This window comes from Pontibacter kalidii (genome assembly GCF_026278245.1).
GTDB classification, from domain to species: domain Bacteria; phylum Bacteroidota; class Bacteroidia; order Cytophagales; family Hymenobacteraceae; genus Pontibacter; species Pontibacter kalidii.
This window is the reverse complement of the sequence record NZ_CP111079.1, coordinates 2,472,968-2,497,455: the sequence shown is the minus strand read 5'-3', so window position 1 is coordinate 2,497,455 and position 24,488 is coordinate 2,472,968. Positions and strand designations below refer to the sequence as shown.

At 52.0% G+C, this 24,488-nt stretch carries 23 protein-coding genes; 6 read left to right on the top strand and 17 right to left on the bottom strand.

The window, feature by feature from the left end:
• Window positions 1–145 precede the first annotated feature (145 nt).
• Window positions 146–952 carry a CPBP family intramembrane glutamic endopeptidase gene (locus OH144_RS10750; protein ID WP_266202239.1) on the top strand — a complete coding sequence of 269 codons (807 nt, stop codon included), beginning with the start codon at window positions 146–148 and terminating at the stop codon, window positions 950–952.
• Between the two features lie 160 nt (window positions 953–1,112).
• Here OH144_RS10750 and OH144_RS10745 read toward each other — a convergent pair whose 3' ends face one another.
• The 7 genes from OH144_RS10745 to OH144_RS10715 all read right to left on the bottom strand — a co-directional run bounded on the left by OH144_RS10745 (window position 1,113) and on the right by OH144_RS10715 (window position 5,659).
• Window positions 1,113–1,637 (bottom strand): GNAT family N-acetyltransferase, encoded by a 525-nt coding sequence (locus tag OH144_RS10745; protein ID WP_266202238.1) that lies wholly within the window; start codon window positions 1,635–1,637, stop codon window positions 1,113–1,115.
• Window positions 1,638–1,640: 3 nt separating this feature from the next.
• Window positions 1,641–2,075 (bottom strand): SRPBCC family protein, encoded by a 435-nt coding sequence (locus OH144_RS10740; protein WP_266202237.1) that lies wholly within the window; start codon window positions 2,073–2,075, stop codon window positions 1,641–1,643.
• Window positions 2,076–2,239: 164 nt separating this feature from the next.
• The gene (gene arr / locus OH144_RS10735; RefSeq protein WP_407676625.1) at window positions 2,240–2,656 is read right to left on the bottom strand and encodes an NAD(+)--rifampin ADP-ribosyltransferase; all 417 of its coding nucleotides are present in this window, start codon (window positions 2,654–2,656) and stop codon (window positions 2,240–2,242) included.
• A gap of 623 nt (window positions 2,657–3,279) precedes the next feature.
• On the bottom strand, window positions 3,280–3,675 hold the full coding sequence (locus OH144_RS10730) for a hypothetical protein (RefSeq protein WP_266202235.1): 396 nt from the start codon (window positions 3,673–3,675) through the stop codon (window positions 3,280–3,282).
• 157 nt (window positions 3,676–3,832) lie between these two features.
• Window positions 3,833–4,096 (bottom strand): hypothetical protein, encoded by a 264-nt coding sequence (locus OH144_RS10725; RefSeq protein ID WP_266202234.1) that lies wholly within the window; start codon window positions 4,094–4,096, stop codon window positions 3,833–3,835.
• Window positions 4,097–4,335: 239 nt separating this feature from the next.
• Entirely contained in the window at window positions 4,336–4,821 is a 486-nt protein-coding gene (gene folK, locus OH144_RS10720) for a 2-amino-4-hydroxy-6-hydroxymethyldihydropteridine diphosphokinase (protein ID WP_266202233.1), read from the bottom strand.
• The gene (locus tag OH144_RS10715; protein WP_266202232.1) at window positions 4,814–5,659 is read right to left on the bottom strand and encodes an alpha/beta hydrolase family protein; all 846 of its coding nucleotides are present in this window, start codon (window positions 5,657–5,659) and stop codon (window positions 4,814–4,816) included. Before OH144_RS10715 ends, folK begins: the two co-directional genes overlap by 8 nt.
• Window positions 5,660–5,867: 208 nt before the next feature.
• Between OH144_RS10715 and OH144_RS10710 the strand changes: the two genes are divergently transcribed.
• Together OH144_RS10710 and OH144_RS10705 are read left to right on the top strand one after the other, a co-directional pair.
• Window positions 5,868–6,845 carry a polyprenyl synthetase family protein gene (locus OH144_RS10710; RefSeq protein WP_266202231.1) on the top strand — a complete coding sequence of 326 codons (978 nt, stop codon included), beginning with the start codon at window positions 5,868–5,870 and terminating at the stop codon, window positions 6,843–6,845.
• A gap of 293 nt (window positions 6,846–7,138) precedes the next feature.
• A complete protein-coding gene (locus tag OH144_RS10705; RefSeq protein ID WP_266206299.1) occupies window positions 7,139–7,756 on the top strand; it encodes a class I SAM-dependent methyltransferase in 618 nt (205 codons plus the stop codon).
• Between the two features lie 941 nt (window positions 7,757–8,697).
• Here OH144_RS10705 and OH144_RS10700 read toward each other — a convergent pair.
• Complete coding sequence (locus OH144_RS10700) at window positions 8,698–9,873, bottom strand: peroxiredoxin family protein (protein WP_266206298.1); 1,176 nt, start codon at window positions 9,871–9,873, stop codon at window positions 8,698–8,700.
• A 266-nt stretch (window positions 9,874–10,139) separates the two neighbouring features.
• Here OH144_RS10700 and OH144_RS10695 point away from each other — a divergent pair, with 266 nt between their 5' ends.
• Entirely contained in the window at window positions 10,140–12,413 is a 2,274-nt protein-coding gene (locus tag OH144_RS10695) for an aconitate hydratase (RefSeq protein WP_266206297.1), read from the top strand.
• A gap of 140 nt (window positions 12,414–12,553) precedes the next feature.
• Here OH144_RS10695 and OH144_RS10690 read toward each other — a convergent pair whose 3' ends face one another.
• Window positions 12,554–15,847 (bottom strand): S8 family serine peptidase, encoded by a 3,294-nt coding sequence (locus OH144_RS10690; RefSeq protein ID WP_266206296.1) that lies wholly within the window; start codon window positions 15,845–15,847, stop codon window positions 12,554–12,556.
• 196 nt (window positions 15,848–16,043) lie between these two features.
• On the opposite strand from OH144_RS10690, the gene paaN reads away from it, so the two are divergent.
• A complete protein-coding gene (paaN, locus tag OH144_RS10685) occupies window positions 16,044–17,717 on the top strand; it encodes a phenylacetic acid degradation protein PaaN (protein WP_266206295.1) in 1,674 nt (557 codons plus the stop codon).
• Between the two features lie 74 nt (window positions 17,718–17,791).
• Here the strand turns inward: paaN and OH144_RS10680 are convergent, their stop codons facing one another.
• Window positions 17,792–18,088 carry a sll1863 family stress response protein gene (locus tag OH144_RS10680; protein WP_266206294.1) on the bottom strand — a complete coding sequence of 99 codons (297 nt, stop codon included), beginning with the start codon at window positions 18,086–18,088 and terminating at the stop codon, window positions 17,792–17,794.
• 402 nt (window positions 18,089–18,490) lie between these two features.
• Here OH144_RS10680 and OH144_RS10675 point away from each other — a divergent pair, with 402 nt between their 5' ends.
• Entirely contained in the window at window positions 18,491–18,904 is a 414-nt protein-coding gene (locus OH144_RS10675) for a response regulator (RefSeq protein WP_266206293.1), read from the top strand.
• Window positions 18,905–18,946: 42 nt separating this feature from the next.
• Here the strand turns inward: OH144_RS10675 and OH144_RS10670 are convergent, their stop codons facing one another.
• The 7 genes from OH144_RS10670 to OH144_RS10640 all read right to left on the bottom strand — a co-directional run bounded on the left by OH144_RS10670 (window position 18,947) and on the right by OH144_RS10640 (window position 24,478).
• Window positions 18,947–20,296 carry a sensor histidine kinase gene (locus OH144_RS10670; RefSeq protein WP_266206292.1) on the bottom strand — a complete coding sequence of 450 codons (1,350 nt, stop codon included), beginning with the start codon at window positions 20,294–20,296 and terminating at the stop codon, window positions 18,947–18,949.
• A 6-nt stretch (window positions 20,297–20,302) separates the two neighbouring features.
• The gene (locus OH144_RS10665; RefSeq protein ID WP_266206291.1) at window positions 20,303–21,343 is read right to left on the bottom strand and encodes an ATP-binding protein; all 1,041 of its coding nucleotides are present in this window, start codon (window positions 21,341–21,343) and stop codon (window positions 20,303–20,305) included.
• Window positions 21,333–21,737 (bottom strand): anti-sigma regulatory factor, encoded by a 405-nt coding sequence (locus OH144_RS10660; RefSeq protein WP_266206290.1) that lies wholly within the window; start codon window positions 21,735–21,737, stop codon window positions 21,333–21,335. The genes OH144_RS10665 and OH144_RS10660 overlap by 11 nt, the downstream gene beginning before the upstream one ends.
• Window positions 21,730–22,137, bottom strand: coding sequence for an STAS domain-containing protein (locus OH144_RS10655; RefSeq protein WP_266206289.1), 408 nt, complete (start codon window positions 22,135–22,137; stop codon window positions 21,730–21,732). Before OH144_RS10655 ends, OH144_RS10660 begins: the two co-directional genes overlap by 8 nt.
• A gap of 14 nt (window positions 22,138–22,151) precedes the next feature.
• Complete coding sequence (locus OH144_RS10650) at window positions 22,152–23,024, bottom strand: STAS domain-containing protein (RefSeq protein ID WP_266206288.1); 873 nt, start codon at window positions 23,022–23,024, stop codon at window positions 22,152–22,154.
• 494 nt (window positions 23,025–23,518) lie between these two features.
• Complete coding sequence (locus OH144_RS10645; protein ID WP_266206287.1) at window positions 23,519–23,845, bottom strand: DMT family transporter; 327 nt, start codon at window positions 23,843–23,845, stop codon at window positions 23,519–23,521.
• 69 nt (window positions 23,846–23,914) lie between these two features.
• The gene (locus OH144_RS10640; protein WP_266206284.1) at window positions 23,915–24,478 is read right to left on the bottom strand and encodes a Crp/Fnr family transcriptional regulator; all 564 of its coding nucleotides are present in this window, start codon (window positions 24,476–24,478) and stop codon (window positions 23,915–23,917) included.
• Window positions 24,479–24,488 lie beyond the last annotated feature (10 nt).

The following is a 24,488-nucleotide window of genomic DNA, read 5'->3' as shown; positions in this document are numbered from 1 at the left end:
ATAAAGTATAAACGCCCTCTCTGGCCTGATGCCGGGGAGGGCGTTTATATTTTCAGGAAGTATGGGTATAGGGTGGTGACAAAGTATAAGTTATTGGCAGTAAAGTATAAATAGCTACATTTGCTGCCATATACTGCCCTCAACTATGAAAAAGAAAACCCCGCTGGCGCTATGGCTGCTCGGCTTTGTGCTGCTGAGCCTGTACGTAAACCTTTTGCCCCATTTTTTTGATGCCGGCAACGTGCCGATGTGGTTTGCCTACTGGGCGGGCTTCTTTGTGCTGGCCTATCTGGTAAGCAGATTCCTGCTGCAACTTCAGGGGCTTTCTTCGCTGGGGATGGAGCGGCACAGAGGATGGCTGCAGAACCTGGCCCTTGGGTTTTTAATCGGCTTTGGCGTGTATGCGCTAAAGTACTTTGCTTTCTGGAGGCTGGGAAAGTTTGAGGTTTCCGGGCTGATGGAGCCGGCCTATATACTTCCGATGCTGGGCCAGGCGCTGCTGGCCATGTTTTTCTCCTCCATCCTCAACGACATCACCATTCGCGGCTACTGGTTCGCCTTTTTCCGTAGGCGTCAGCTGCTGGCCTGGTACGTGTTCGCGGCCACCATACTTTACACCCTCGATGACTTCTGGAACGCCGGCCTGGATCCGCTGAACCTGGTGTTCTCTGCTATACTTGGGGCAGCATTTGCCTACACTGTACTAAAAACCGGCGCCATCTGGATGTCGCTGGGCCTGCATTGGGGCGGCAATATGATGTACCGCGTGCTATATGGTTTCGACGGCAACGGCGTGTGGCAGCTGGAAAATGTGCAGGAAGCACCGCTGTATGACTACGTAAGCTTAGCAGTTACAGTACTGCTGCTGCCCGCAGTGTACTTTATCCTGAAAACGAAAGCGCATCAAACAATAGAAACAGCAAAAGTTGGAGAAACTCAGAGAGTAATCTAAAAACACTTTTGTGGCTGAACTACTACTCCGTAAACAGTATGCTTTCTCAGTGTCTTGGGGTCTTTGCTTTTGATACCAGGCCGCAAAAAGAGCACTGGTAAGCAGCAGCTCTGACAAATAATGTGGGATACGGGAAAGAGAGCAAGCAAGGAGATGGGGTTTATTCTTCTGAAGTGAGTTGGTACAGCAGCAGCTCTACGTCATCGTGAGGCAATTTTACCACCTGGCTATACTTTAACCCCAGTTTTTCCAGCAGTCTCTGAGAGGGTACGTTATCTTTTGTAGTGATGGCGTTCAGCTGCCTAAGGCCGAAGTACGTCGTAGCGACTTCCTTTAACTTACTAGCTGCCTCGAAGGCGTAACCGTTCTTTTCGTACTCCGGAAGAAAGGCAAAGCCAATGTCAATCCCATCCAGTCCTTCGCGGTCGTATAATCCGCAGTTGCCTACTTTGGCGCCGTCTGATTTGCGGATGACCGTGTAGTTACCGTAGCCCAGTTTTTCGAATTGGGGCATTATCCTGCTCCTGATGTATTCTTCTGCGGCCTTGACGGATCGTACGTTGCGGTCGCCGATGTACTTCAGCCAGCCTGGTGTGTTCAGGAGCTCAAAGATAAACGGGGCATCCTTGTAAGAAGTGGGCCTGAGGCTGAGCCGCTCGGTTTCGAAGGTTTGGTAGATGCTCAAGGTTTAGTTGCTGATTAGTTCATCCATCTTCTGCATCATGGTTAGCCACGCCTGCCTGGTTCTGTCGGCATAGGCCTTCCACTCCTCGCTCATCTCGTGCACCAGCCGCACAGTAGACCCACCGGAAGCAGGCTGAATATTTATTTTTACGATATCTACGTCCTCCATATCATCCATGGCCCAGGTAAAGGAAAGATAGTTTGGCTTCTCCAACGCTAGGTACTGGCCATGGTGCCCCACTGGCTGACCCTCCCGGATCTGCACAATTCGGAATTTACCGCCTGCTCTGGCGTCTATCTGAACCGGCTCGGTCTCTCCAAGGCCCGGCGCAAACCATTGTTGTGCCAGTTGTGCGTCCAGCCAGGCGCTGTACACTTCTTCAGGCTGGCTGGCATAAATATAGGTTACTTCTACTTCGATGGTGTTTTTGCTGCTCATGTGGGAGATGATTAGGTTCTGTGGTTGGGTAATGAAATGGTCTTGTGTATAGCCTGCTCCGGCTTTGGAAACTTCACCTATCCGCCCGTGGCAGACTTTGCAGGATATTGGTAGCGGTTCGATGTTTAGCTATTTGAGGTGCTAATGTGTTTTCTCATTTTTTCTTAGTCTTCGATTGCCTCAATGCCAAGTCGCTTGAGGTGCTCTAGGTGCTCCTTCATAGCCTTGAGCTGCTCTGGAGCGTGCCCCTGCCAATCCGTAATCTCACCAGAAACCCGGAGCGGACTTCGAGAGCGGTATGACTTTGTCGGATTGCCCGGGTGCTTCTTGTCCGTCAGGTTGGGGTCATCTTCAATTGAACCCATTGGTTCTACTATGTAAATTCTGCCGGGGCCTTTGCCAATGGCAAGTTCAGCTCCCCAAATGGCAGCATCCAGGGTGGCGGTTAGATAGACATAAGCCGCCTTTTTCCTCTTACCGTAGTTAGAACTATAGCCAGGTTCGATCAGGTCTCCTGGCTTGAGAATGGCTTTCGTGCCATGATAGAACTGTTGTGATTTTAGATCGTAGGTAGGCTCTATCGACTTGCCCTCACTATTGTTTGTTTTCATTGTCGTTGTATTGCTTGTGAATATCTTCTTGCGTCTGTTGGGTTGTCCGTTACAGTGCGTATTAACGTACTCGTGCAGCCGAAGCCTGAAGCGTAGCAAAGGTTAAGGCTGCACTTTGTTACCTGTCTGTAATTTTAATTTCCTAATCAGCTTTAACCAGCTCCACACTAAGAGGACGATACAAATCACAGCCAAAGTTACTCCTGGCTCAGCAATGAAGTTCTTGAGCATATCCCAAAGTCTATCTGCTAAAATAGTCTCGACTGTTAGCCCTATCAGAATAACATCGGCAACTATGGTCAGGACTACTGTGAAGTTGTTCTTCTTTACTATTCTCAGTCCTACAGCTATGAAAAGAGCAACAGTTATCAGGATGTTTAACTTCTCTACACTTTCTGTGATGCGGCCACCATGCAGATTCAGGCTTAAAAATGCTACCAGAGCAGTGTAAATAGCAGCTAAGCAAATCAGAGCTTCTCGTGCGATATGTTTTAGAGTCTTTTCGATCTTCTAACTTTTATTGCAGTAACGGTAAATGTATGGCGCGTTTAATCGCGCCATACATAATGTTGTAAGTAGTGCTTTTTAACTTATTAGTAATACCCATGAGTACCTAATCTATCCAGGAGTTCGATCGTTAGGTTATTGAAAGCAATAAAGTATGCTCCTGAAAATAAGATACTTATTAAAATAAAAATAGCTGTTGTTCTAACGGAATTACTTTGGCTGTTTTTAGTAACTACAGCAATTCCAAAAGGGATTAAAAACATAAAGATTGGGAACCTAAATAAAGGACTTAAAGTCCAATATTCTTTTTCAATTGCATAGCTGCCTATTACCGCTCCATAAAGAGTCGCAGCTAATACAAAGCCATAAAAAAGGTGTGGCAGTTTTACTTTTTTTTTGGTAGCAAATTTAGCTATTGTAATTGCCGACGAAATGAATGCTATCAAGGAGCCCAATAAAAAGGGAAGAATTAATATACCCATGATTTATTTCAAAGCCATTTTTAATTCAGAAAGCCAATGGAAGTAGTTTGTTATTTATGATTAACATTACTTACAACGGTACTCATGTATAATGTGAGCAAGGCGAAGCCGACGCGTGAATTATACACTTGGTTACATGCTGTTATTCTTGATTCTATTAAATGAAAAGTAACATAGCCAGACCTAAAGCCAGGTAAGCTACTGCAAGTAATCCTGTTACTCTTCTAACTTTGGAATTATTAATAAATAGTAGAAAAGTTAATATAGCGAGCAACAGTGGGAACAATAAAGGCCCTACAAATGGGCCACCGCTGTGCATATCTCCTGTAATCCAAAATCCAATCTTAAATGAATTCATCAAATAAATTAGGCTGACTACTGTCAGTACAGAAATTCTAAAATAGTTAAGTGATGCATTCATTTGTTTTCTATAAAAACCTATATGTACAAACTAAAATCAACTAACAGAAGCAATACCTGAAATAGGTGTTTTATCAATATGGAAGGCTTCTAACATTAATTTCAAGTTCTATATAGCTTTAATACTTCCCTGAACTTTTAATATCATGTAACTACCGGCTAAACGGAACCCCATTCGGTTTATCTGCACTATGTGCGGGGCACTTACCCACCACCAATACCAAAGAAACAAAGTATAAATTATCCCGCAAACTCCCATACTTCCAGCTCATCGCGGCACTCCTGCAGCAACTGGTGTATACTTTTGCCGAGCACCGGGTGCACTAGCTCTGGAGCCAGCTCTGCCAGCGGCAGCAACGTAAAACGACGTAGGTGCAGCTGCGGGTGGGGGATAGTCAGCCGCTGTGTTTGCTGCACTAGGCTGTCATAAAAAAGGATGTCGATGTCGATGACGCGGGCACCCCAGTGCTCGTGCCGCACCCGGCCAAGCTCCTGCTCAATCTGATTTATACGTTTCAGCACCTCTTCCGGCATAAGCTCCGTTTGCACCTCCAGCACCTGGTTCAGGAAGTTGGGCTGGTCAGTTTTGCCCCAGGCGGCCGTCTCGTATACTTTGGAGCTGTGCGTGATGGGGCCTACCTGCTCCTGTATACTTTCGCGTGCCTGTTGCAGGTATAAAATACGGTCGCCGAGGTTGCCGCCCAGGAGCAAGTATACGTTAGGCATGGCGGCGGAAGAAGTCTATGCTTAGTTCGGCGGCCATTAGGGCAGCTTCGGGTAATTCGTTTTCCTCGTAAGGGTGCTTGCCCCCAAAGGAGTGGTCGGCGTCTGGCAACAGGTGCAGCTCGGCATCAGGTTTCCAGCTTTGCAGGTCGCGGGCCATTTGAGTAGGCAGCGTTTCGTCCTGCTCGCCGTGCAGCAGGAGTAGGGGCTGCTGCATGCGTTTCACCACGGACGGTATGTCGAGGCGGTACTTGTTTTCAGTGAAGTTCTCCACGATCTGGTAATAGAGCGGCATCTGCATACCGGTGCGGGCGTTCTGCACATATTGCACGCCATTATCCTTCCATTGCTCCATCTGCAGGTCATCCCAGCGGTTATCGTAGCGGTTCACACTCGCCCAGGTGGCTACGGCTTTTACGCGCGGTTCCTCAGCGGCCTTCAGTATCACAGCGCCTCCGCCACGGCTGTGGCCAATTAGGTAAAGGCGGCTCAGGTCCAGTTCGTTGCTCTCGATAGGAGGGTTCTCGGAGTGCAGCAGCTCGACCAGGGCCTGCATGTCGTCGAGTTCCAGGCTGAAGTTGTTCTGTCCGAAGGCCTCCATGTCGTGCATGTCAGCGTGGTTATCCACCGTGGTGCCGTTGTAGGCAAAGTTAAATTTAATGAACACGAACCCCTGCTTGGCAAAATAGGTCGCCAGCAGGTTAAAGTGCCCCCAGTCTTTAAAGCCTTTAAAGCCATGGGCGAAGATGACAACCGGCTTCGGGGTGCTGTCGGGCCAGTAGGTGGCGTCCGCTGTAAAGGGGCGGCCATGCTCAGGGTATACTATAAAATCGACTTTCATATTCTTAAGATTGGATAGCAAAAGGGTTAATTGTTGGTTGTTTTACGAGGATAAGGCAGCAAGTGCAGCAGCCTGTTTAACAATTTAACAACTCATTAAGTTAACCATTCACGTGACAGCAATTTAACAATTAAAACAATAAAACACGGTTTTGGCAGCCCGCACTTGGAAAGCACTTCCGGAGGCCGTAATATTGCGGTCCTAACACATGAGCATAAGTCTAAAAGAAATACAGGCGCCCATTGCGTCCGAAATGCAGCAGTTCGAGAAGAAGTTCAGGTCTTCCATGAAGACCCGGGTTTTACTTCTGGACCGGATCATGAGCTACATCGTGAAGCGCAAGGGAAAGCAGATGCGGCCTATGTTCGTGTTCTTCACAGCCAAGCTTTTCCACGAGAATATAGCTGATGCCACTTACCGCGGCGCCGCCCTGATTGAGCTGCTGCACACGGCCACCCTGGTGCACGACGACGTGGTGGACGATGCCAACTACCGCCGTGGCTTCTTTTCTGTAAATGCCCTCTGGAAGAACAAGATCGCCGTATTGGTGGGGGATTACCTGCTCTCCAAAGGCCTGCTGCTCTCGCTGCAGAACGATGATTACGAGCTGCTCAAGATCGTATCGAACGCGGTGAAGGAGATGAGCGAGGGCGAGCTGCTGCAGATAGAGAAAGCCCGCCGCCTCGATATCACCGAGGACGTATACTTCGACATCATACGTCAGAAAACGGCCTCCTTAATTGCCTCCTGCTGTGCCGTGGGTGCTGCCTCTGCCGGTGCGTGTAAGGAAGAAATTGAGAAAGCGCGTCTGTTCGGGGAGAAAGTAGGCATCGCTTTCCAGATTAAAGATGATCTTTTCGACTACGGCACCGCTGAGATCGGTAAGCCCGTGGGCATCGACATCAAGGAAAAGAAGATGACCCTGCCGCTGATTCACGCCCTGCGCGAGGCCGACTGGCTGACCAAGCGCCGCGTGATCTATAACGTGAAGAACAACAACGGCGACAACAAGCGCGTGCAGCAGGTAATCGACTTTGTGAAGAACTCCGGCGGCATTGCGTACACGATTAAGCAGATGAACCATTACCATGCCGAGGCGCTGGCCATCCTGCATACCTTCCCCGACAACCCGTCCCGCCGCTCGCTCGAGCAGCTCATTGCCTATACTATAGAGCGGGAGAAGTAGACTTAATTGTTGATTACAAATGGTTGAATTGCTGTGTAGGGGCAGGTTGTGACCTGTCCGTGCGATAGGCTCGGCCGGTTACTATCATGCTTGCACCGGGTTTTGACGCTAGTAAAGTATAAAGCTCATCCTGTTTTTTTCCTTTAAACCCTGGTTCAGTCGCTCACAGGATCCCCAAATACTGCGAAGTAATCGCGTTCATCTTATACTTCTGTAAACCTCAACCGAAATTTTGTAACAGGCAGTATAGGAACCATAGGTAGCTTTGTGCGTGCAAAATAACCTATGGAAAAATGAGCCTCAACACCAACAACTGGAACCGCCTGCGGTATACTTTATACCTGCCCGTCTACGATTTTATTGCCGACCGCATTTTCCGGAAGTATAGAGAGCGCTCGGTGCGGCTACTGGGGGCAAAGCCCAACGATGCCATACTTATCCTTGGCGCTGGCACCGGCCTCGACCTGCCTTACCTGCAAGGCTATACTCACCTCACCGCCATCGACATCACCCCTGGCATGATCACCAAGCTAAAGCAACGGGCCGAAGAGCTGCACATACCTGTAAACGCGCGCGTGATGAACGGGCAGCAGTTAACGTTTGCCGATGCTTCTTTCGATGCGGTTATACTTCATCTCATACTTGCCGTGATTCCAGATCCGGTGGCCTGCATCAAAGAGGTGGAGCGGGTGCTGAGGCCGGGCGGCACGGTGATTGTGTTCGATAAGTTCCTGCCCGATGGACAGAAGCCATCTATACTTCGGCGCCTACTTAATCAAGTTGCCAGTACCCTCTTCTCCGACATCAACAGAAGTATAGGCAACATCATTAGCCATACATCGCTGCGCCAGGAGCTGAATGAGCCCGCGGCCTTGAGTGGAACATTTCGGATTATAAGGCTCCGAAAATAACCCCACCCCAGCCCTCCCCTAAGAACAGGGGAGGGCGTTTCTGCAGTAACGGCTCCAACCACCCCTAACCCCTTCTTGTCTAAGGAGGGGAGCCTGTATATAAATTTCATAGTTGCTGCCGTTGCGCGGATAGGTCGCGACCTGTCCCTACAGGTGTAAACCCACCCCAGGCCCCTCTGAGGAGGGGAATTCTCCGCAGTCGATTAACATCCCCCTGCCCCCTCCAAAGGGGGACTTGGCTGGAGCTCCGTCAGCGGTGGCTATCAAATCTGATCCCAGTCTTTGGGTTGAGCGCCTATGCGAGTTTTTTCGGTGCTGAACGAAGTGAGGCATTGCGACGTCAGGAGCAAAGGAAAAGCTCCCAGCGCGATACCCTTATCGAGGGCCCCTACCCCCAAGGCGAGCCCTCTCGGGCTGGAGAGCACCAAAGCCAGAGGTGAAACGAGCAGGTTGTAAAGCCGTGGATGAACAGGAGTTAGCAGAGATACCTTAGTTCACGCTGAAGGAAGCAGAGGCTATGCAAGTATGAACCGGAAGTACTGCCAAAGTATAAAAGTATAGCTCAAGTATAAAGTATGGCTTTTCAAGCCACTCGGATTGCAAATCCGAGAAGATAGGTAGGCACGGGTTGCAAACCCGCGCCAGCGATGGGGAGATGTAAAGTATAAACCGGCAAGTATAAAAGCATAGCCAAATTTTAAATCATGGCTCTGCGGGCCAATTAGGTTGCAAACTCGACACCACAGCATGACACAAGCCTGAAGACTTGCGCCATGAAGTTGAAAGAATAAGTATAACTCACGCGAAATTTGAAAATCCACAGCAGGAAAGTTACGCACTACTGTCTGAAACTGCGGGTAAGCAAAGGCCGTTGCTTTTACAGCAACGGCCTTCTACTTTATACTTTTCGATCGACGAACTGCGATTATCAAGTAATAAAATTACTCCGCCAGCAATTGCTCCATCGTCTTGTTAAAGTCAGCCACAAACTCCTCGAAGTACTTGCCTGTGCCGGGACCGGAGAAGCCGGTATGGATCTTACGTACATTGCCGTCGCGGCCGATGAAGATGGTGGTGGGGAAGGAGAGGACGTGGTTGAGGGCCGGAAGCAAGCTCGCGGCGGCTTCTTTGTCTGCGGTTCCGGCTACCAGCAAATCATAGTTCACGTGCAGGCGCTCCTGCATCTTTTTCAGGCGGGCGGCAGCTTTGTCAAACTCCGGACTGCGCTCAAAACCAAGGCCGATGATCTCCAGGCCGCGTTCCTTGTTTTGATCAAAGTAAGGCGCCAGGAAATTGGTGCTATCCATGCAGTTCGGGCACCAGGAAGCCAGTAACTGCACGAGCACTACTTTGCCTTTATACTTGTCATCAGAGAGCGACACCTGCTTGCCCTCCAGGTTCGGGAGCATGAACGAAAGCGTGTCGTAGCCGGGCTTCAGGAACGTGAGCGCGTCGGCGCTGGCCAGTCTGATGGCAGGGTTTCGTCTGGCGGTCCAGCTTTCATAGCCCTTCATGCCCGCGAAAAAGTGCCCGTTCAGGGTGCCGTCGTTGTCCGGCGTGGCCGTGAACAGGTAAGCGTGGTTACCATCGAAGGCAGAAAGCCGCAGCTCGTCACCGGCCACCTGCCCCTCCAGGTAGCGGTAGTCGCCTGTTTCGGTCATGAAGGTGCCTGTCAGGTGGTTATCCTGTTGCGCAAACAACCCGATGGCCTTATAGCTTTTACCCTCGCGTGGCGTGAACAGTACTTCCCACTTCCCGCCAAAATCAAAAGTGGCAGGGGCGGGCTTCGTTTCAAATCGGTTTTCTTTGCCGTGCTCCGCCGTAAAGGGTACGGCGTATGGCTCGGGGGTGTCGTTCTTCACAAAGTGGCCAGTCATTTTACCGCCCTCTACTTTCGCAATCAGGTCGGCATCAAAAATATGAAGTCCGATTTTTACCGATCCGCCTTCCTGCCGGATATCGTCTACCAAGATGCGTTCCTCGCCATTTACCAGGAACAGTATGGTTTTGCCGCCTTTCTCCACGGCCTCCATGATAAAAGGTATCTCTTTGCCCCCGGCATGTTGCAGGGCTACGCGCCAGCTGCCGGCCTTAATGGTATTGTTGGTGGATGTCATAGAATTACAGGATGTTACCAGCAGTACTAAAAACAAAATAAGGCCGGTATAGGTATTATTAAGTGATGTTTCAGGTTACGGACTATCTCAGTTTCTGAGCTGCAAAAGTATAGATAAGAAAGAAGAATCCGCATTCCGGTTCTTCTTCATGCCTAATAAATGTAGCAACTTATATTCGTGAAGGCTTATGTTTTTAGAGATATATAGTTTTCGTACATTTGTGAACTTCATAAAATAGAGTATAAAACACTAACAATAGCAAAACTATGGCATTTGATTTAGAAATGATCAAGGCGGTATATGCCGGCATGGAAGAGCGCGTGACAGCTGCCCGTAACAAAGTTGGCAGACCGCTCACCCTGACAGAGAAGATCCTGTATTCACACCTATACGAGGGGTCGGCTACAGGGGCACACGAGCGTGGCCAGTCTTATGTGGACTTCGCGCCGGACAGGGTAGCCATGCAGGATGCCACGGCACAGATGGCCTTGCTTCAGTTCATGCAAGCGGGTAAGCCAACGGTGGCAGTACCATCTACCGTACACTGCGACCACCTGATCCAGGCTCGTGTTGGCGCTGACTCAGACTTGCAGGACGCTTACAACGAGAACAAGGAAGTTTATGATTTCCTTGCTTCTGTATCTAACAAGTATGGCATCGGCTTCTGGAAGCCAGGTGCTGGTATCATCCACCAGGTAGTGCTGGAGAACTACGCTTTCCCGGGCGGTATGATGATCGGTACGGACTCACACACGCCTAACGCCGGTGGTCTGGGTATGGTAGCAATTGGTGTGGGTGGCGCTGATGCCGTAGACGTGATGGCCGGCATGCCTTGGGAACTGAAGTTCCCGAAAGTGATCGGTGTTAAGCTGACCGGTAAGATGAGCGGCTGGACATCTCCGAAAGACGTGATCCTGAAAGTGGCTGGAATCCTGACTGTAAAAGGTGGTACAGGCGCTATTGTGGAGTACTTCGGCGAAGGTGCTGAGTCTATGTCTTGTACTGGTAAAGGTACTATTTGCAACATGGGTGCAGAGATCGGCGCAACTACCTCGGTATTTGCTTACGACAACAGCATGCGTGCTTACCTGAACTCTACTAACCGTGAGGAAGTGGTGCAGATGGCCGACGAGGTAGCGCAGCACCTGCGTGCCGACGACGAAGTATACGCCGACCCGGCTGCCTTCTACGATCAACTGATCGAGATCGACCTGAACACACTGGAGCCACACGTAAACGGTCCATTCACGCCGGACGCGGCCTGGCCAATCTCCCAGTTCGCTGCTGTTGTGAAAGAGCATGGCTGGCCAGCTAAGCTGGAAGTAGGTCTGATTGGTTCTTGTACAAACTCCTCTTACGAGGACATCACGCGCTCTGCTTCTATCGCAGCCCAAGCGGTGGAAAAAAACCTGGAGGCAAAAGCTGAGTTCACGATTACGCCTGGCTCTGAACTGGTACGTTACACCACTGCCCGCGACGGCCTGTTAGATACCTTTGCAGAGATGGGTGGTGTGGTATTGGCTAACGCCTGTGGTCCGTGCATCGGCCAGTGGGCGCGTCATACAGATGATCCAACCCGCAAAAACTCTATCATCACTTCGTTCAACCGTAACTTTGCCAAGCGTAATGATGGTAACCCGAACACACACGCGTTCGTGGCCTCACCAGAGATCGTAACTGCTTTCGCTATTGCCGGTGACTTAACCTTCAACCCGCTTACCGATACCCTGACCAACAGAGATGGCCAGCAGGTAAAGCTGGATGAGCCGCGAGGCATTGAGTTGCCAACGCAGGGCTTTGCTGTAGAAGACGCAGGCTACATTGCTCCAGCCGAGGATGGCAGCACGGTAGAAGTTGTTGTAGACCCGGGTTCTGACCGTCTGCAACTGCTGGAAGGCTTTAAGCCATGGGAAGGCACAGACCTGAAAGGCCTGAAACTCCTCATCAAAGCACAGGGTAAGTGTACTACGGACCACATCTCCATGGCAGGCCCGTGGTTGAAGTACCGTGGCCACCTCGACAACATCTCGAACAACATGTTGATCGGTGCCATCAACGCTTTCAACGGCGAGGCAAACAGCGTGTACAACGACATGACCCGTGGGTATGACACGGTGCCTGCTACAGCCCGTACATATAAGGCTGCCGGCATCGGAACTGTGGTAGTTGGCGACGAGAACTATGGCGAGGGCTCTTCCCGTGAGCACGCCGCCATGGAGCCACGCCACCTGGGCGTTCGTGCCGTTATTGTGAAGTCTTTCGCGCGTATCCACGAGACCAACCTGAAGAAGCAGGGCATGCTGGGGCTTACCTTTGCCAACAAGGCGGATTACGACCTGATCGAGGAGACAGATACCATCGATATCCTGGGTCTGGAGAACTTTACGCCAGGTCAGCCGCTGAAAGTAGTTCTGCACCACAAAGATGGTTCTCAGGACAGCTTCTTGGTAAACCACACCTACAACGAAGGCCAGATCGCGTGGTTCAAAGCCGGTTCTGCCCTTAACCTGATCCGTCAGCAGCAAAAGCAAAACGCTTAATTGCTAAGCTGTCAAGTATAAACAGAAAGGCCCCGCCAGTTGGTGGGGCCTTTTTTATTTCGTTGGTGTGAGAAGGAGGAGCCTTATACTTTGAACACAGGTGACTTTCACGGAGTTGTCCCGCTTTCTCTTTAGAAAACCTACTTCCTTACCAGCACCCGTTCCACATACGTTTCTCCTTGATAGGTGATGTGCGCAATGTAGACACCGGCTCTTAGGTTGCTCAGGTCGTACTGCAACTGCGTGCTGGAGGCAGACATGGGAACAGCTGCCATTGTCTTACCCGTCATGTCCGTCAGTCTTAGTTCTGGTATGGAGCTTCGGGATTCTGTGGGCGGCCCGGTCAGGCTCAGCGTAATGTTCCCAACGGCAGGGTTCGGGTATAGCGTTGGAGTCACATCGTAGACATCCAGAACCTGCTGATAAGAGCTGCGCGTGCACTCGAGGATGTTCGTTACCGTGAGGGTGACCGTATAGCTGCCCGGTTGCTGGTAGACGTGCGCAGGACTACGCTCTGTGGATTGGTTGCCATCCCCGAAATCCCAGTGCCAGGCATGGGCGTTTTTGCTTATATCCTCGAACAGAACGGCCTTTTTTACTCTGGCATACGCTATGGGACTCCTGAAGCCAGCCTCTGATGCCGGCAACACCTGCACGTCCATCGGCACCAGCTTGCTCAGGTACATAGAGTCGGCGTTAGCTACATAGATGGTGTTGTTTCCGGTGGCCTCGCTGATGGTATAACTTGCCCCGGTAGCTAACAGTCCGGTGCCGGAAGCGTCGGAGTAAAAGTTAAAGGAGCTGCCGCCCTGCGGGCTTATCACCACTGCTTCGGCAAGGCATGTCTGGATTGCCATTGGCTCAGGCGCCGGGCCCGATTTTATACTTTTATACTTCTGCTGCGCCGCGTGGGCATGCTGCTGCAGTGCTTCCAGGTCATCGCCGGCCAGTATGGCAAAGGCAATGGTTTTGGTCTGGCCGGGCGCCAGGTCCAGTGCGGTGGCACCCAGTATATGCGAGATGCTGTTTCCATACTTGCCGCCCGCCTGCTTGCGGCTCACGCCTTTAGAGATAATTTTATACTTCTCGGCAGCTGTAAAGCCATCATCCACGGTAACGGTAGAGTCGTTGCTGCCAATGTTGTCGATGGCGTGGTAGATGGGGTTCTTCTCCGGCGTCAGCAACTTAATGCCGGCATATGGTAATGGGGAATAGGCGTGGTAAGCGTAGCCCAGCTGCAGTTCCTCGTTCCAGCCGGCTTTGTTCTCGGTATAGTTGCCAATATCCCAGTCGGCAAAGAGGCCGGCATGCAGGTAAGGGATAGCCTCTGCGGATCTGTTGGTAAGCTGGTACTCCAGAATCACGTAATCCTGGTCAGGCGTGTCGGCCCAGGCATAGGCCAGGGTTTTCACCTCCACCTCCGGGTGCCCCTCCACCTTTGTCTCCATCAGGCCCCGCAGTTCCTGGTCAGCGAGTTTGGTGTTGAAGTAGGGCCTGGTCAGCATGAGTGGCTTAAAGCCCCGGCTGTTTTGCCACGACCCGTTATGGACGTTATCAGCCACTTTGCCGCTATCCGCAGAAAGTATAAGCCCGCCCTCAAACAGCATCGAGGCGCCGTTTTTATACTTCACACCCACTCCCTGGCTCATGTTCAGGCCGTTGTAGCCAATGTTGCCCTCGCTGTTCAGCGACAGGTGCAGGTTGTTGGCCGTCAGGGTGGCAAAGTTCAGGTTGATGATCAGCGGGAAGTGCTGAAAATCGCTGTAGGTGCCATCGGTATAGCCCAGGCGCAGGTAAATTTTGTGGTTAGGAGGAGTGTCTTTCGATATCTTGATCACAAAAGGGTCGCGTGTGGAGGCGTTAGCCATCGTGCCAAGGCTGCCGAGGCTGGCATTGCCCTGTGTTATACTTATGTGCGGCGAGAGGGAGGTAAGCGTTACCTGCAGGCCTTCCACCGGCGCGAGGTAATTGATAAAGCTGGCATCCAGGGTTACGGTGCTGCCGGCAACCAGGCTTTGGTTAGGAGAGGGGGCAAACGACAGGCAGCGCACCGATTTCAGGTGATCCCCCTTCAGCGCCTTCTTCAGGTTGAAGCGGCCGGTGCCCAGCATCTCCAGGTAAGCCTGGTTGCCGTCTAACGTATAAATACCGTCGGTACTGGCCCGCAGGCGCTCGGCCACCTGCCTGGCGTTTAGCTCCGGAAAACGGGCGCGTACAAGGGCTGCGCCACCGGCTACCGTGGGGGCGGCAAAGGAGGTGCCACCTACATTGCCATACTTGTTGTCGCCGGACTGCGAGGTGCTGTAAATGTTATTGCTTGGGGAGATCAAGTCGATGTTATAGCTATAGGTATGGTCCTTGAACTTTACATCCTTGTTGTTGGCTCCCCCCACCGATATTACATTATTATAGGAGGCGGGGTAAAAATCGAGGAAGGCGTTGGTGTTGCCGCCCGACGCCACGATCACCACATCTTTCTCCAGCGCCGCATAGTTGATCACATCCTGCTCGAACTTCGAATAGCCCGTGCCGCCCCACGACAGGTTAATGACCTTGCAGCCTTTGTTAGCGGCGTACACGATTGCCTCATAACCGCCGAAGGGGCCGTTGTTATAGGAGGAAAAAACCTTTAGCGGCAGGAACATGGCGTTGTAGCCGGTGCCGGCCACGCCGATGCCGTTGTTGGTGGCACCCGCCGCCACGCCGGCCACTGCCGTGCCGTGGCCTTTCCAGGCGGTATTGTCGGTTACGTCGTTGTCGGCGTCGGCAAAATCCCAGCCGCGGTAGTTGTCTACCAGGCCGTCGCCGTCGTTGTCAATGCCGTCAATGGGGTCGTCGTGGTTCAGTTTCACCTTACCCTGCAGGTCCTGATGCGTAAGCCGGAAGCCTGTATCAAGTATACCGATCACGATGGTGGTATCTGCCTGCTCCACGGCCCAGCCGCTATAGGCTTGTATCTGCTTCAGGTAGTATTGCGTTGTTTTGGTAGAGTCGGAGGCGGGGTCGTTGGGCTGATGGAAGGGCTCCCGGATATACAGCGGCTCTACGTAGGCTACCTGTCCGGTGGCCATCAGGGCGGCTTGTACTTCCTCAAACGTATGGCCGGGTGCGTACTGCAGCTCGTATATAAGTGAGAGATCTACCGCAGGCGCGGCTTTCCGGGCCATGGCAGTGGCTGGCGGGGCCGTAACCTCCGGAAACTTGCGTGCCACCTTCCTGGCCCCGATCTGCTGCAGCACCTGGTCCATACTTTGGTCGGTGGCGATGCGTAGGTGGCCGGACTGTTGTGGCTTCAGTTTATAAACCACCTTGTGGGGGATGGTTTTGGCACCAAAGTCCAAAGCAGGACGCTGCCCGTACAGCAAAGGCACGTATAGCAATAGGAGGAGCGAGAAAACGAGGCTGCGCTTGGGCAGCAAGATAAGGGTAAACATCTGCTCGATAAAAAGTCCTGTTTGATACCTGTTTCCGAATAAGAGCAAATCATGGACGGGTACAGCAAAAGTACAAAAGTCCATGAGGAAAAAAAGGCTTTGCAGCCTTGGCTTACAAATATTTTATGTATATTTCCTTCAACTGATTTTTACAATATTTTGTTTCTATTTTCCAATTAAATATTAAAATTTAACTATGAATCTGGAATTAGCGGATAAACACCGAGAAACGCTGCAAAAAGCAGTACAGGCCCTGCACAACCGTACATTCTTTGCCCATTACCCCGAAAACCCATCTCCGGAGGTTTATGGTGAAGCAGCCGATAAAGAAGGCCGTGAAAAGTATAAATCCTTTCTGAACAATAAGTTTACCGAGCTGCTGCAACAGGAGGAGCAGGCTTGGGTAGGGCAGGAGGAGTCGCCGTACGAACAGCAGGAGCTGGGCGTAAAGTACCCCTACTTCGAGCCGGAGACCCTCATCAACCGTGCTGAGGAAGCGTTCCACCAGTGGCGTAAGGTGAAGCCTGTGGAGCGCGCAGCCATACTTGTGGAGGCGTTAGAGCGGATAAAAACCCGCTTCTTTGACATTGCCTATGCCACCATGCACACCACCGGCCAGGCCTACCTGATGTCGTTCCAGGCATCGGGACCGCACGCTGCTGACCGCGCACTGGAAGCCGTGGCCGCCGGCTATGAGGAGCAGACCCGTTTCCCGGAGAGCGCCGAATGGGAAAAGCCGATGGGTAAGTATAATCTGAAGCTGAACAAGACCTGGAAGGCCGTGCCGAAAGGTATCGCCCTGGTGATTGGCTGCTCTACCTTCCCGACCTGGAACACTGTGCCGGGCATGTTCGCCAGCCTGGTTACCGGTAACCCGGTTATCGTGAAACCGCACCCGAAGGCGGTGCTGCCGATCGCTATTGTGGTGGCTGAGGTGCAGCACGTGCTGCAGGAGAATGGCCTGAACCCGAACATCTGCCAGCTGGCAGTGGACGCAGACGACCGCCTGATCACCAAAGAACTGGCCGAGAACCCGAAAGTGAAGTTGATAGACTATACCGGCGGGACTGAGTTTGGCAACTACGTGGAGCGCCTGCCCGGCAAAACCACCTTCACGGAGAAAACCGGCGTAAACTCCATCATCCTGGACTCTGTGGAGGACTTGGACAAGGTGGTGCAGAACCTGGCCTTCTCCCTGACCTTATACTCCGGCCAGATGTGTACCGCACCGCAGAACTTCTTCGTGCCTGAAACCGGCGTGAAGGTTGCCGGTGAAACAGTGCCCTACGAGCAGGTGGTGGAGAAGATTGCCGGTGCCGTAACCGCCTTGGTAAACAATCCGAAGGCCGCGCCGCATATACTAGGGGCCATTCAGAACCCGGCCACGGCCGAACGCGTCAAGAGCGCTGCCTCTGTAAAGGGCCACCAGGTGCTGAGCAGCTGCGATTTCGAGAACCCGATGTTCTCGAACGCCCGTACCTGCACGCCGGTGATTTATGAGTTGGATGCTACGGAGAAGGAAAGCTACAGCCGTGAACTCTTCGGGCCGGTAGCCTTGATCATCAAGACAAAGAGCACAGACCAAAGTATAGAGCTGGCCAAGGAAATGGCCATGAACTACGGGGCTATTTCCTGCGGTGCCTACACCACAGACACTGCCGTGAAAGAGAAGATCATGGATGAGATGGGACTGGCCGGTACCCCGGTGAGCTTCAACCTGACGGGCGGCATCTATGTGAACCAGAACGCGAGCTTCTCCGACTTCCACGTAACCGGTGGTAATCCGGCCGGAAACGCTTCCTTCACCAATCCTGAGTTTGTGATAAAGCGCTTTACCTGGGTAGGGTTCCGGGAGCCGGCAATGGCCTAAACCTATAAAACCATACATGCAAAAATCCCCTGCAGCTGTTGCCGCAGGGGATTTTTAGTTTTCAATCAAGTTTGTTATTTCATCAAGCCGTCGGCATCGTTGTGCAGGCTGCTGATGTTGTTGTGCAGGTCGCTCCAGTGCTGCTGTTGGTTATTTGGGTCGCCCATCTTCTGCACGATCAGCTCCCGCTTGCGCTCCAAACCGGCAATGTGCTCGTGGTAGGTATGGTTAGAATCAGCGGCGGTGGCGTTCGCGCGCGCTTTCAGGGTCTTTATCTTGTTTTCCAGCTCATCCAGGCTTTTCTGCACCTCGCCCTTGGTCAGGTGATCCGGGGCGCGCATGTGTTCGGGTTTTATAGGGTAATTATCCATAGTATACATACTTTGTTTAAGATCTGGCCACAAGGGCACATACCCTATTACTTGAATTCCGGCTAAAAGGATGTGTAGGCGCCGCATCACATCAGGTGAGCGGGTTTGTGTCGAAACAAGGACGCGTAGCAGGGGGCGGGGTTGGGAAGCTGTTTTGTTGAACACCTGTAGAGGCGCCGCAGGGGGATATAAAAGAGCATACCGCCTGCAAGCTTTTATGGCATGGGGTAGGTACCCGGATGTTAAATTTATAGTACTATAGTTTGATATCAGCAGCAGGTGTGCGATATTCGCAGAAAGATAGACAAAGTTGGCTGCACTAAGGGGATAGTGGGTTTGACTGATAAATTGTGTTTGGAAAGAGGCAAGATGAACAACTTAATAAAGCCGTACGATCACCCTTTGGATTTGGTTTTGCTGGTAGATGACGATGAAACCACCAATTACCTGAATGAGCGTTTGCTCAAAGAAATGCAGGTGGCCAAGGAGATTCTGGCGCTGAAGAACGGAAGGGAGGCGCTGGACTACCTGACCAGGGTGGAGGAGCCGAATGCAGGTGCCGAGTACAAGCGCCCCGACCTCATTTTCCTGGATATAAAGATGCCTGTGATGGATGGCTTCTCCTTCCTGGAGGAATATCATAAGCTGCAGCTGGATGAGGTGGACCCGGTGATCATCCTAATGCTCACATCCTCGGCTAGCTTTTACGACCTGGAGAAGCTTAAAACGTTCCGGAAGGTGAGAAAACACTTCTCGAAGGCACTCACGAAGCACGATGTCAACGAGATCATGAACGAGTTTTTCAAGAAAATTTAAAAAAAGAAGGTGCTGCAGAAATGTGGCACCTTTTCTAGTGCCTTAGCTTTCCTGTATCAGCTCGGCCTTCGGCCAGGTAAAGGTAAAGCGGCTCCCGCGCCCCCGGGACTCTACCCATACACTACCACCCTTTTCCTCCACAATCTTGCGCACAATGGAGAGGCCCAGCCCCGAGCTATCCGTTGTAGCGAACGACTGGCCGGTCTCATACATGTTAAAGATCTCCTGCTGCGCCTCCGGCGCTATACCTTTGCCGTTATCCTCCACCGTAAACGATAGCCACTCTTTTTCAGGGGTGTAGCTTACCTGTACCAATGCCTGCTCCGGCTGGTCGTGGTACTTGATGGCGTTGCCGATCAGGTTGGTGAAAACCTGGTACAGGTATACTTCCTGCGTGTACAGCACCGGCAGGTCCTCCTGCACCTCAATCCTGAATCGAGCCGGAACATTGAGCGAGGAAATTACCTGGTGCAGCAACACCTGCAGGTCCAATGCTTTCTTGGGAAGGTTGTGGTGCCCGGCCAGCGAGTAGGCAAGTATGCCTGTTATCAGGCGGTCCATTTTCTGGGTCTGCTGCCGCAGCATCGGGAACACGTGGTTAGCCTCCTCCAACTGCCCGGCCTGCAGGCAAGCCTCCAGGGCGGTGGCGATTCCGTTTATGTTCTGCAGTGGCGCGCGCAGGTCATGCGACACGGTATGGGCGAAGGCATCCAGGCTCTGGTTCACCTCCTGCAGCAACTTGTTTCTCCGCTCGCGCTCCTCCAGCAGCTGGTTTATGTCCTGGTTAGACTGCTGCAGCTGTGTGTTCAGGCGACGTATCTCCTGCAGCTGCTGCTCCGCCTCCAGGTTGCGCAGGCGCAGCTGCTCCAGCACCTCCAGCAGCTGCATGTTCTGGCTTTTTATCTCTGCGTATGGCGATATATCAGATTCCTGCTCAAACTCTCGTACCCAGTTATCCAGGGTGTCGCGGCTAATCATGGGGCCGGTTTGCGGCAGCCGCTTGGAGAGCCGCACGCGCGTGCCCCGCTCAAAATCGCTCTCGATCTCGAACAGGTCGGTGAGTTTTTTTGAGTTGATGATGCCCGTGCCGCGGGAGTTGCGGCTGTTCTCTGAGCGCGAAAGTATAAGCTCCAGGTTGCCGATGCCGCGCCCCCGGTCTGTTACCAGCGCCTCCAGGTACCTGTAGCCGGTCACCTCCGTCAGGCTATACTGTATGGTGCCGTTGCCAACATACTCGATCACGTTGCGGCAGATCTCCGACACGGCCGTGGCAAATTTGGTCTGGTTGGCCTGCGGCATGCCCAGCCGCTCCGACAGCTGCATGGCGCGCTTGTAGGCCAATACCACGTCCAGCTCGTTATGAATGTCTATTTTAAGAATACTGCGCTGCATGTGCCTTTATTTACTCTTGAAAACTACTACGAGGGCATCATCAGTATGGCGGCTGTTATCTTTATAGAGCAGGGCAGCCACTGTGGCCGGCAGGTGGCGGTTCAGCGGCTGGTACTTGCTGAGGTCCCACCTCGACTTGAGTCCGTCGGAATGGAGTATCAGCATCCGGTGGCGCCCCCACTCCAGCTCCTGGTTGTTAAGCGTGGTAGGAATGTTGTGCCCTAGGATGCCGTTGTAGGAGATCAGGTTCTTATACGGGTTATTCCCAAAGGAGCTATCGGGGGCGTACAGTTTTCCGGCAATGTTGCCAATGCCGCAGTAACTCAGGCGTTGGCTGGCGGCGCTGATATTGACCACAAAGCCTACGGCGCCGCGCGAGCGCTTTATACTATGGTGTATGAGGCGCATAGCATCGGCAGGCAGTAGGGCGGGGGAGGAGTTAAAAACCTGCACGGCCAGTTGGGAGGCTTCGTGCGCATTAGCACCATGTCCAAGCCCGTCCAGCGCCAGCAGGTATGCTTCTGTGTCCTTTACCCGGATAGCCAGTCCGTCGCCGCAGAGGGTTTCGTTGGGCTTTGGCACCAGCACATACCCAATCTCGTGGTATTTCGTAGCCTGTGCCGCGGCAGCGGCCTTGCTGTTTTTGTAGATCCTGGAAAGTATAACCGTGCCCACCCCCTGCTGTGAGAATAGGTCAAAGACATCAGATTGCCTTTTAATGGCACCGAGGCCCTCGCCGGCAGTCCCGAAAGTAGAAACGCCGTCTTCCTGCATCCTGCCCGGGTCTGACATGCCAGGCCCGTTATCGAGGCAGATCACCTCAATGCCATCGGCAGCACTGTCGCCCAGCACACGCACCAGTAGCTCGCCGCCCTGCTGGGCGTGCTTGGCCAGGTTAGAGGCCATCTCAGCTACCACGATGCTAAGCTTCCCTACTTCGCTGGTGCCCATGCCGATCCCTTCTGCTATGCGTGCAATCTCACGCTTGGCAATGCTGGCATACGACTTATCGGGTATGAGAAAACGCTGGTGTTGCCTAACGTCCATTCTTCCAGTGTATTATGGTTACAGTGGTGCCTTCGCCGGGAGTGCTTTTGATATCGAAGTCACTTACCAGGCGTTTTGCCCCGGGCAGGCCCAAGCCCAGGCTCTTGCCCGTGGAGAAGCCGTCGCGCATGGCTTGCTGTATATCCGCAATACCGGGGCCCTCATCCGTAAAGACAAGCCTTATACCGGCCTGCGCGTTTTTGCTGACGGTCTCCATAATTACCTTTCCGCCGTTGGCGTACTTGAGCATATTGCGCACCAGTTCGCTTGCGGCAGTGATCAGCTTGGTCTGGTTTACCAGGCTCATTCCAATTTTAGTGCACATCTCGCGCACGCGGTTCCGAAAGGGTACTACATCCTGTTCTCGCACGATTTGCATCGTGTCTTTAGTCATCACTATCATCCGGGCCCTCCTTGTCTTGTTCAGGATCTTCGAAGATGCCTATTTTGTCTTGTAACAGCTCCATGCCTTTCTCCACATCCAGGGCCGTGTACACGCCCTGCAGGGTGAGGCCAAGCTCCACCAGCGTAATGGCTACGGCGGGCTGCATGCCCACCACCACTGTTTCAGCATCCATGATCCGCGACATTGAGGCGATGTTACCCAGAATGCGGCCCATAAAAGAGTCTACTATACTTACTGCAGAAATATCGATGAGTACGCCCCTGGCCCCGGTCTTGCTCACCATGCTGATGAGGTCATTCTCCAGGGTAAGGGCTAGCCGGTCGTACAGGTCTACCTGAATGGTGACAAGCAGGAACGGCCCCATCTTTAGAATCGGAATTCTATCCATGTTGCTTATCTATCCTATCGGCCTAACTGGAAGCCTGTGTTCTTGCTTATTTTTCTTACCTCTACGCTGCGCATGCTGAAGGCTAGCTGCAGCGCGCTCGCCAGGCTGGCTTTGGTTTTAATGTTGCTCAGGTCGATGCCCAGGTGCACGATAGTTTGGGCAATCTCGGCGCGGATGCCACTGATGATGCACTCGGCACCCATCAGGCGGGTGGCGCTCACGGTTTTGATCAGGTGCTGGGCCACCAGCGAGTCTACTGCAGGCACGCCGGATATATCCAGTATGGCGATGCTGCTGCCTGTGTTCACGATCTCCTGCAGCAGGTTCTCCATCACGATCTGGGTGCGGGCACTGTCCAGCGTACCGATGATGGGCAGGGCCAGGATACCTTCCCACACGCGGATAACCGGCGTGGAGATCTCGTTAATCTCATCTGTCTGGCGCAGGATCACCTCTTCGCGGCCTTTGATGTATGTATCGAACGTAACCATGCTCAGCTTGTCGAGCAGGTTATTTACGGTGAGCAGCTCCTTGTAAAGCACCTCCGGTTGCTCGTTATACTTCTCTTCCAGCACAGTGGTGACGGCCTGCTTGAGGCTAAGCACATACATGCCGGTTTCGCGCGGGCTAAAGCCCTGGCGGGCGCGGGTGATGGAAATATCGCTCAAAATCTCAACTACCTGCTCATACTCCGGCGCGTAGATATTGTCTACGTTGCCCCCTGCTGTGGCGCGTGAAAGCCCATTTATTAGCTCATCAGACTGGCGGCGCAGCTCCTCGTTCGAGATAAGGTCGTCGCGCAGTGAGGTGTCAGCAAGTTGGTTCTGCATCCAGTTCTCTAGTATTTTTTTTCTGTTGCTCTGTAATATCTGGGCTATTGTATTCATACGTGCGTGTTGATGCTATTTGCTTTTTGTGTTGATGATAATTTAAAGATAAAGGTACATAATATAAGCCGGATCGAGGTTGGAAATAATTAGCTAGTAAAGTTCCGGCAAGCATTTTGATACGGCCCTATACATACGGTGCTAAGGCATAAAGGTAGACGAAGTGTAAATTGAACGGCGCTTTTTGGAGGGCGTAGTGACGGTATAGGCAAAGAAGTAAAAGGCCTTCTGCAAGAGCAAAAGGCCTGATAATTAGGAAGCCTTGTCAGGTTAGGAATGCGTGAGCCAGCAAGTCAAAAAAGTTTGGGTTGCTAGGGAGCACTGGATGTGTATTAGGCTTCTAATGGTCTATTGCGCCGTGCTGTTGCTGACGTAATCTTCTTAAGCACTGGAACTGGCGCCATGTAGTTTAAACGTCTGCTAAGTATTGCTTGGAGCCCCTAAACCATTACAGCCTTCGCTTTATTTGTGTTGTCGTCTGTGCCTTTGGCTCGCTAGTGAGAGACAGCTTTAAGCCCGATAATTGAGCCGATAAGGGTGGTGATGAAAAATATCCGCCAGAAACTTGCAGGATCTTTGAACACCAGAATGCCCATCAAGGCTGTTCCTACGGCGCCAATCCCTGTCCAGACTGCATAAGCAGTGCCAATGGGTAAACTCTGGGTTGCCTTTACAAGTAGGGACATACTTATGGTCAGCATAACTATAAATCCCCCGTACCACCAATAAACGTCGTTTCCTGTTGCTTCCTTAGCCTTTCCCAAGCAAGAGGCGAACGCTACCTCAAACAATCCTGCAATTACCAAGATGATCCAATTCATAACTTCTTTTTTTGCAAAGGTCGGGAATTGAACCGGTACCGGATTTTACAAATGATAAAAAAACAGGCTTTACCGGAAGTCTGCCCGAATTCTGCTTAGGCTGACCTGCGTAATACCCAGATAGGAGGCAATATGTCCTAACGGCACCCTTTTTACTAGGTCAGGATTATCCTGCAGTAGCTCTCTGTAACGTTCTGTGGCGGTTCGAAACTGCCGGGAAATAAGCCGCTCTTCTGTTTTAAGAAGCTCCTGCTCCGCAAACTTACGCCCCCAGTTGGCCATGTGCAGGTCTTCTGAGAAGAACTGCTGTAAGCTTGTGTTGTCTAACCGGTATAGCTCGCAATCCTCCAGCAGTTCTATGTTTTCATAGCCTTTCTGGCTCCCAACATAACTTTTCATCGAGATAATGGCGTCGCCCTCTCTGCCGAACCAGAAAGTAACTTCGTTGTCTTCCGAATTGGCGTAGGCACGGGCAATCCCTTTTTTGATGAAGTAAATGTCGGTCTCAATCTTGTCAGCCCTTAGCAGCATATATCCTTTCGGAAGCCGGACTTCGACGATACTCTCTTTCAACGTTCGCTTCGATGCTTCGGGAAGAGGGTATATGCTGTCGATAACCTGGTCGATATTCATGTACTATTCT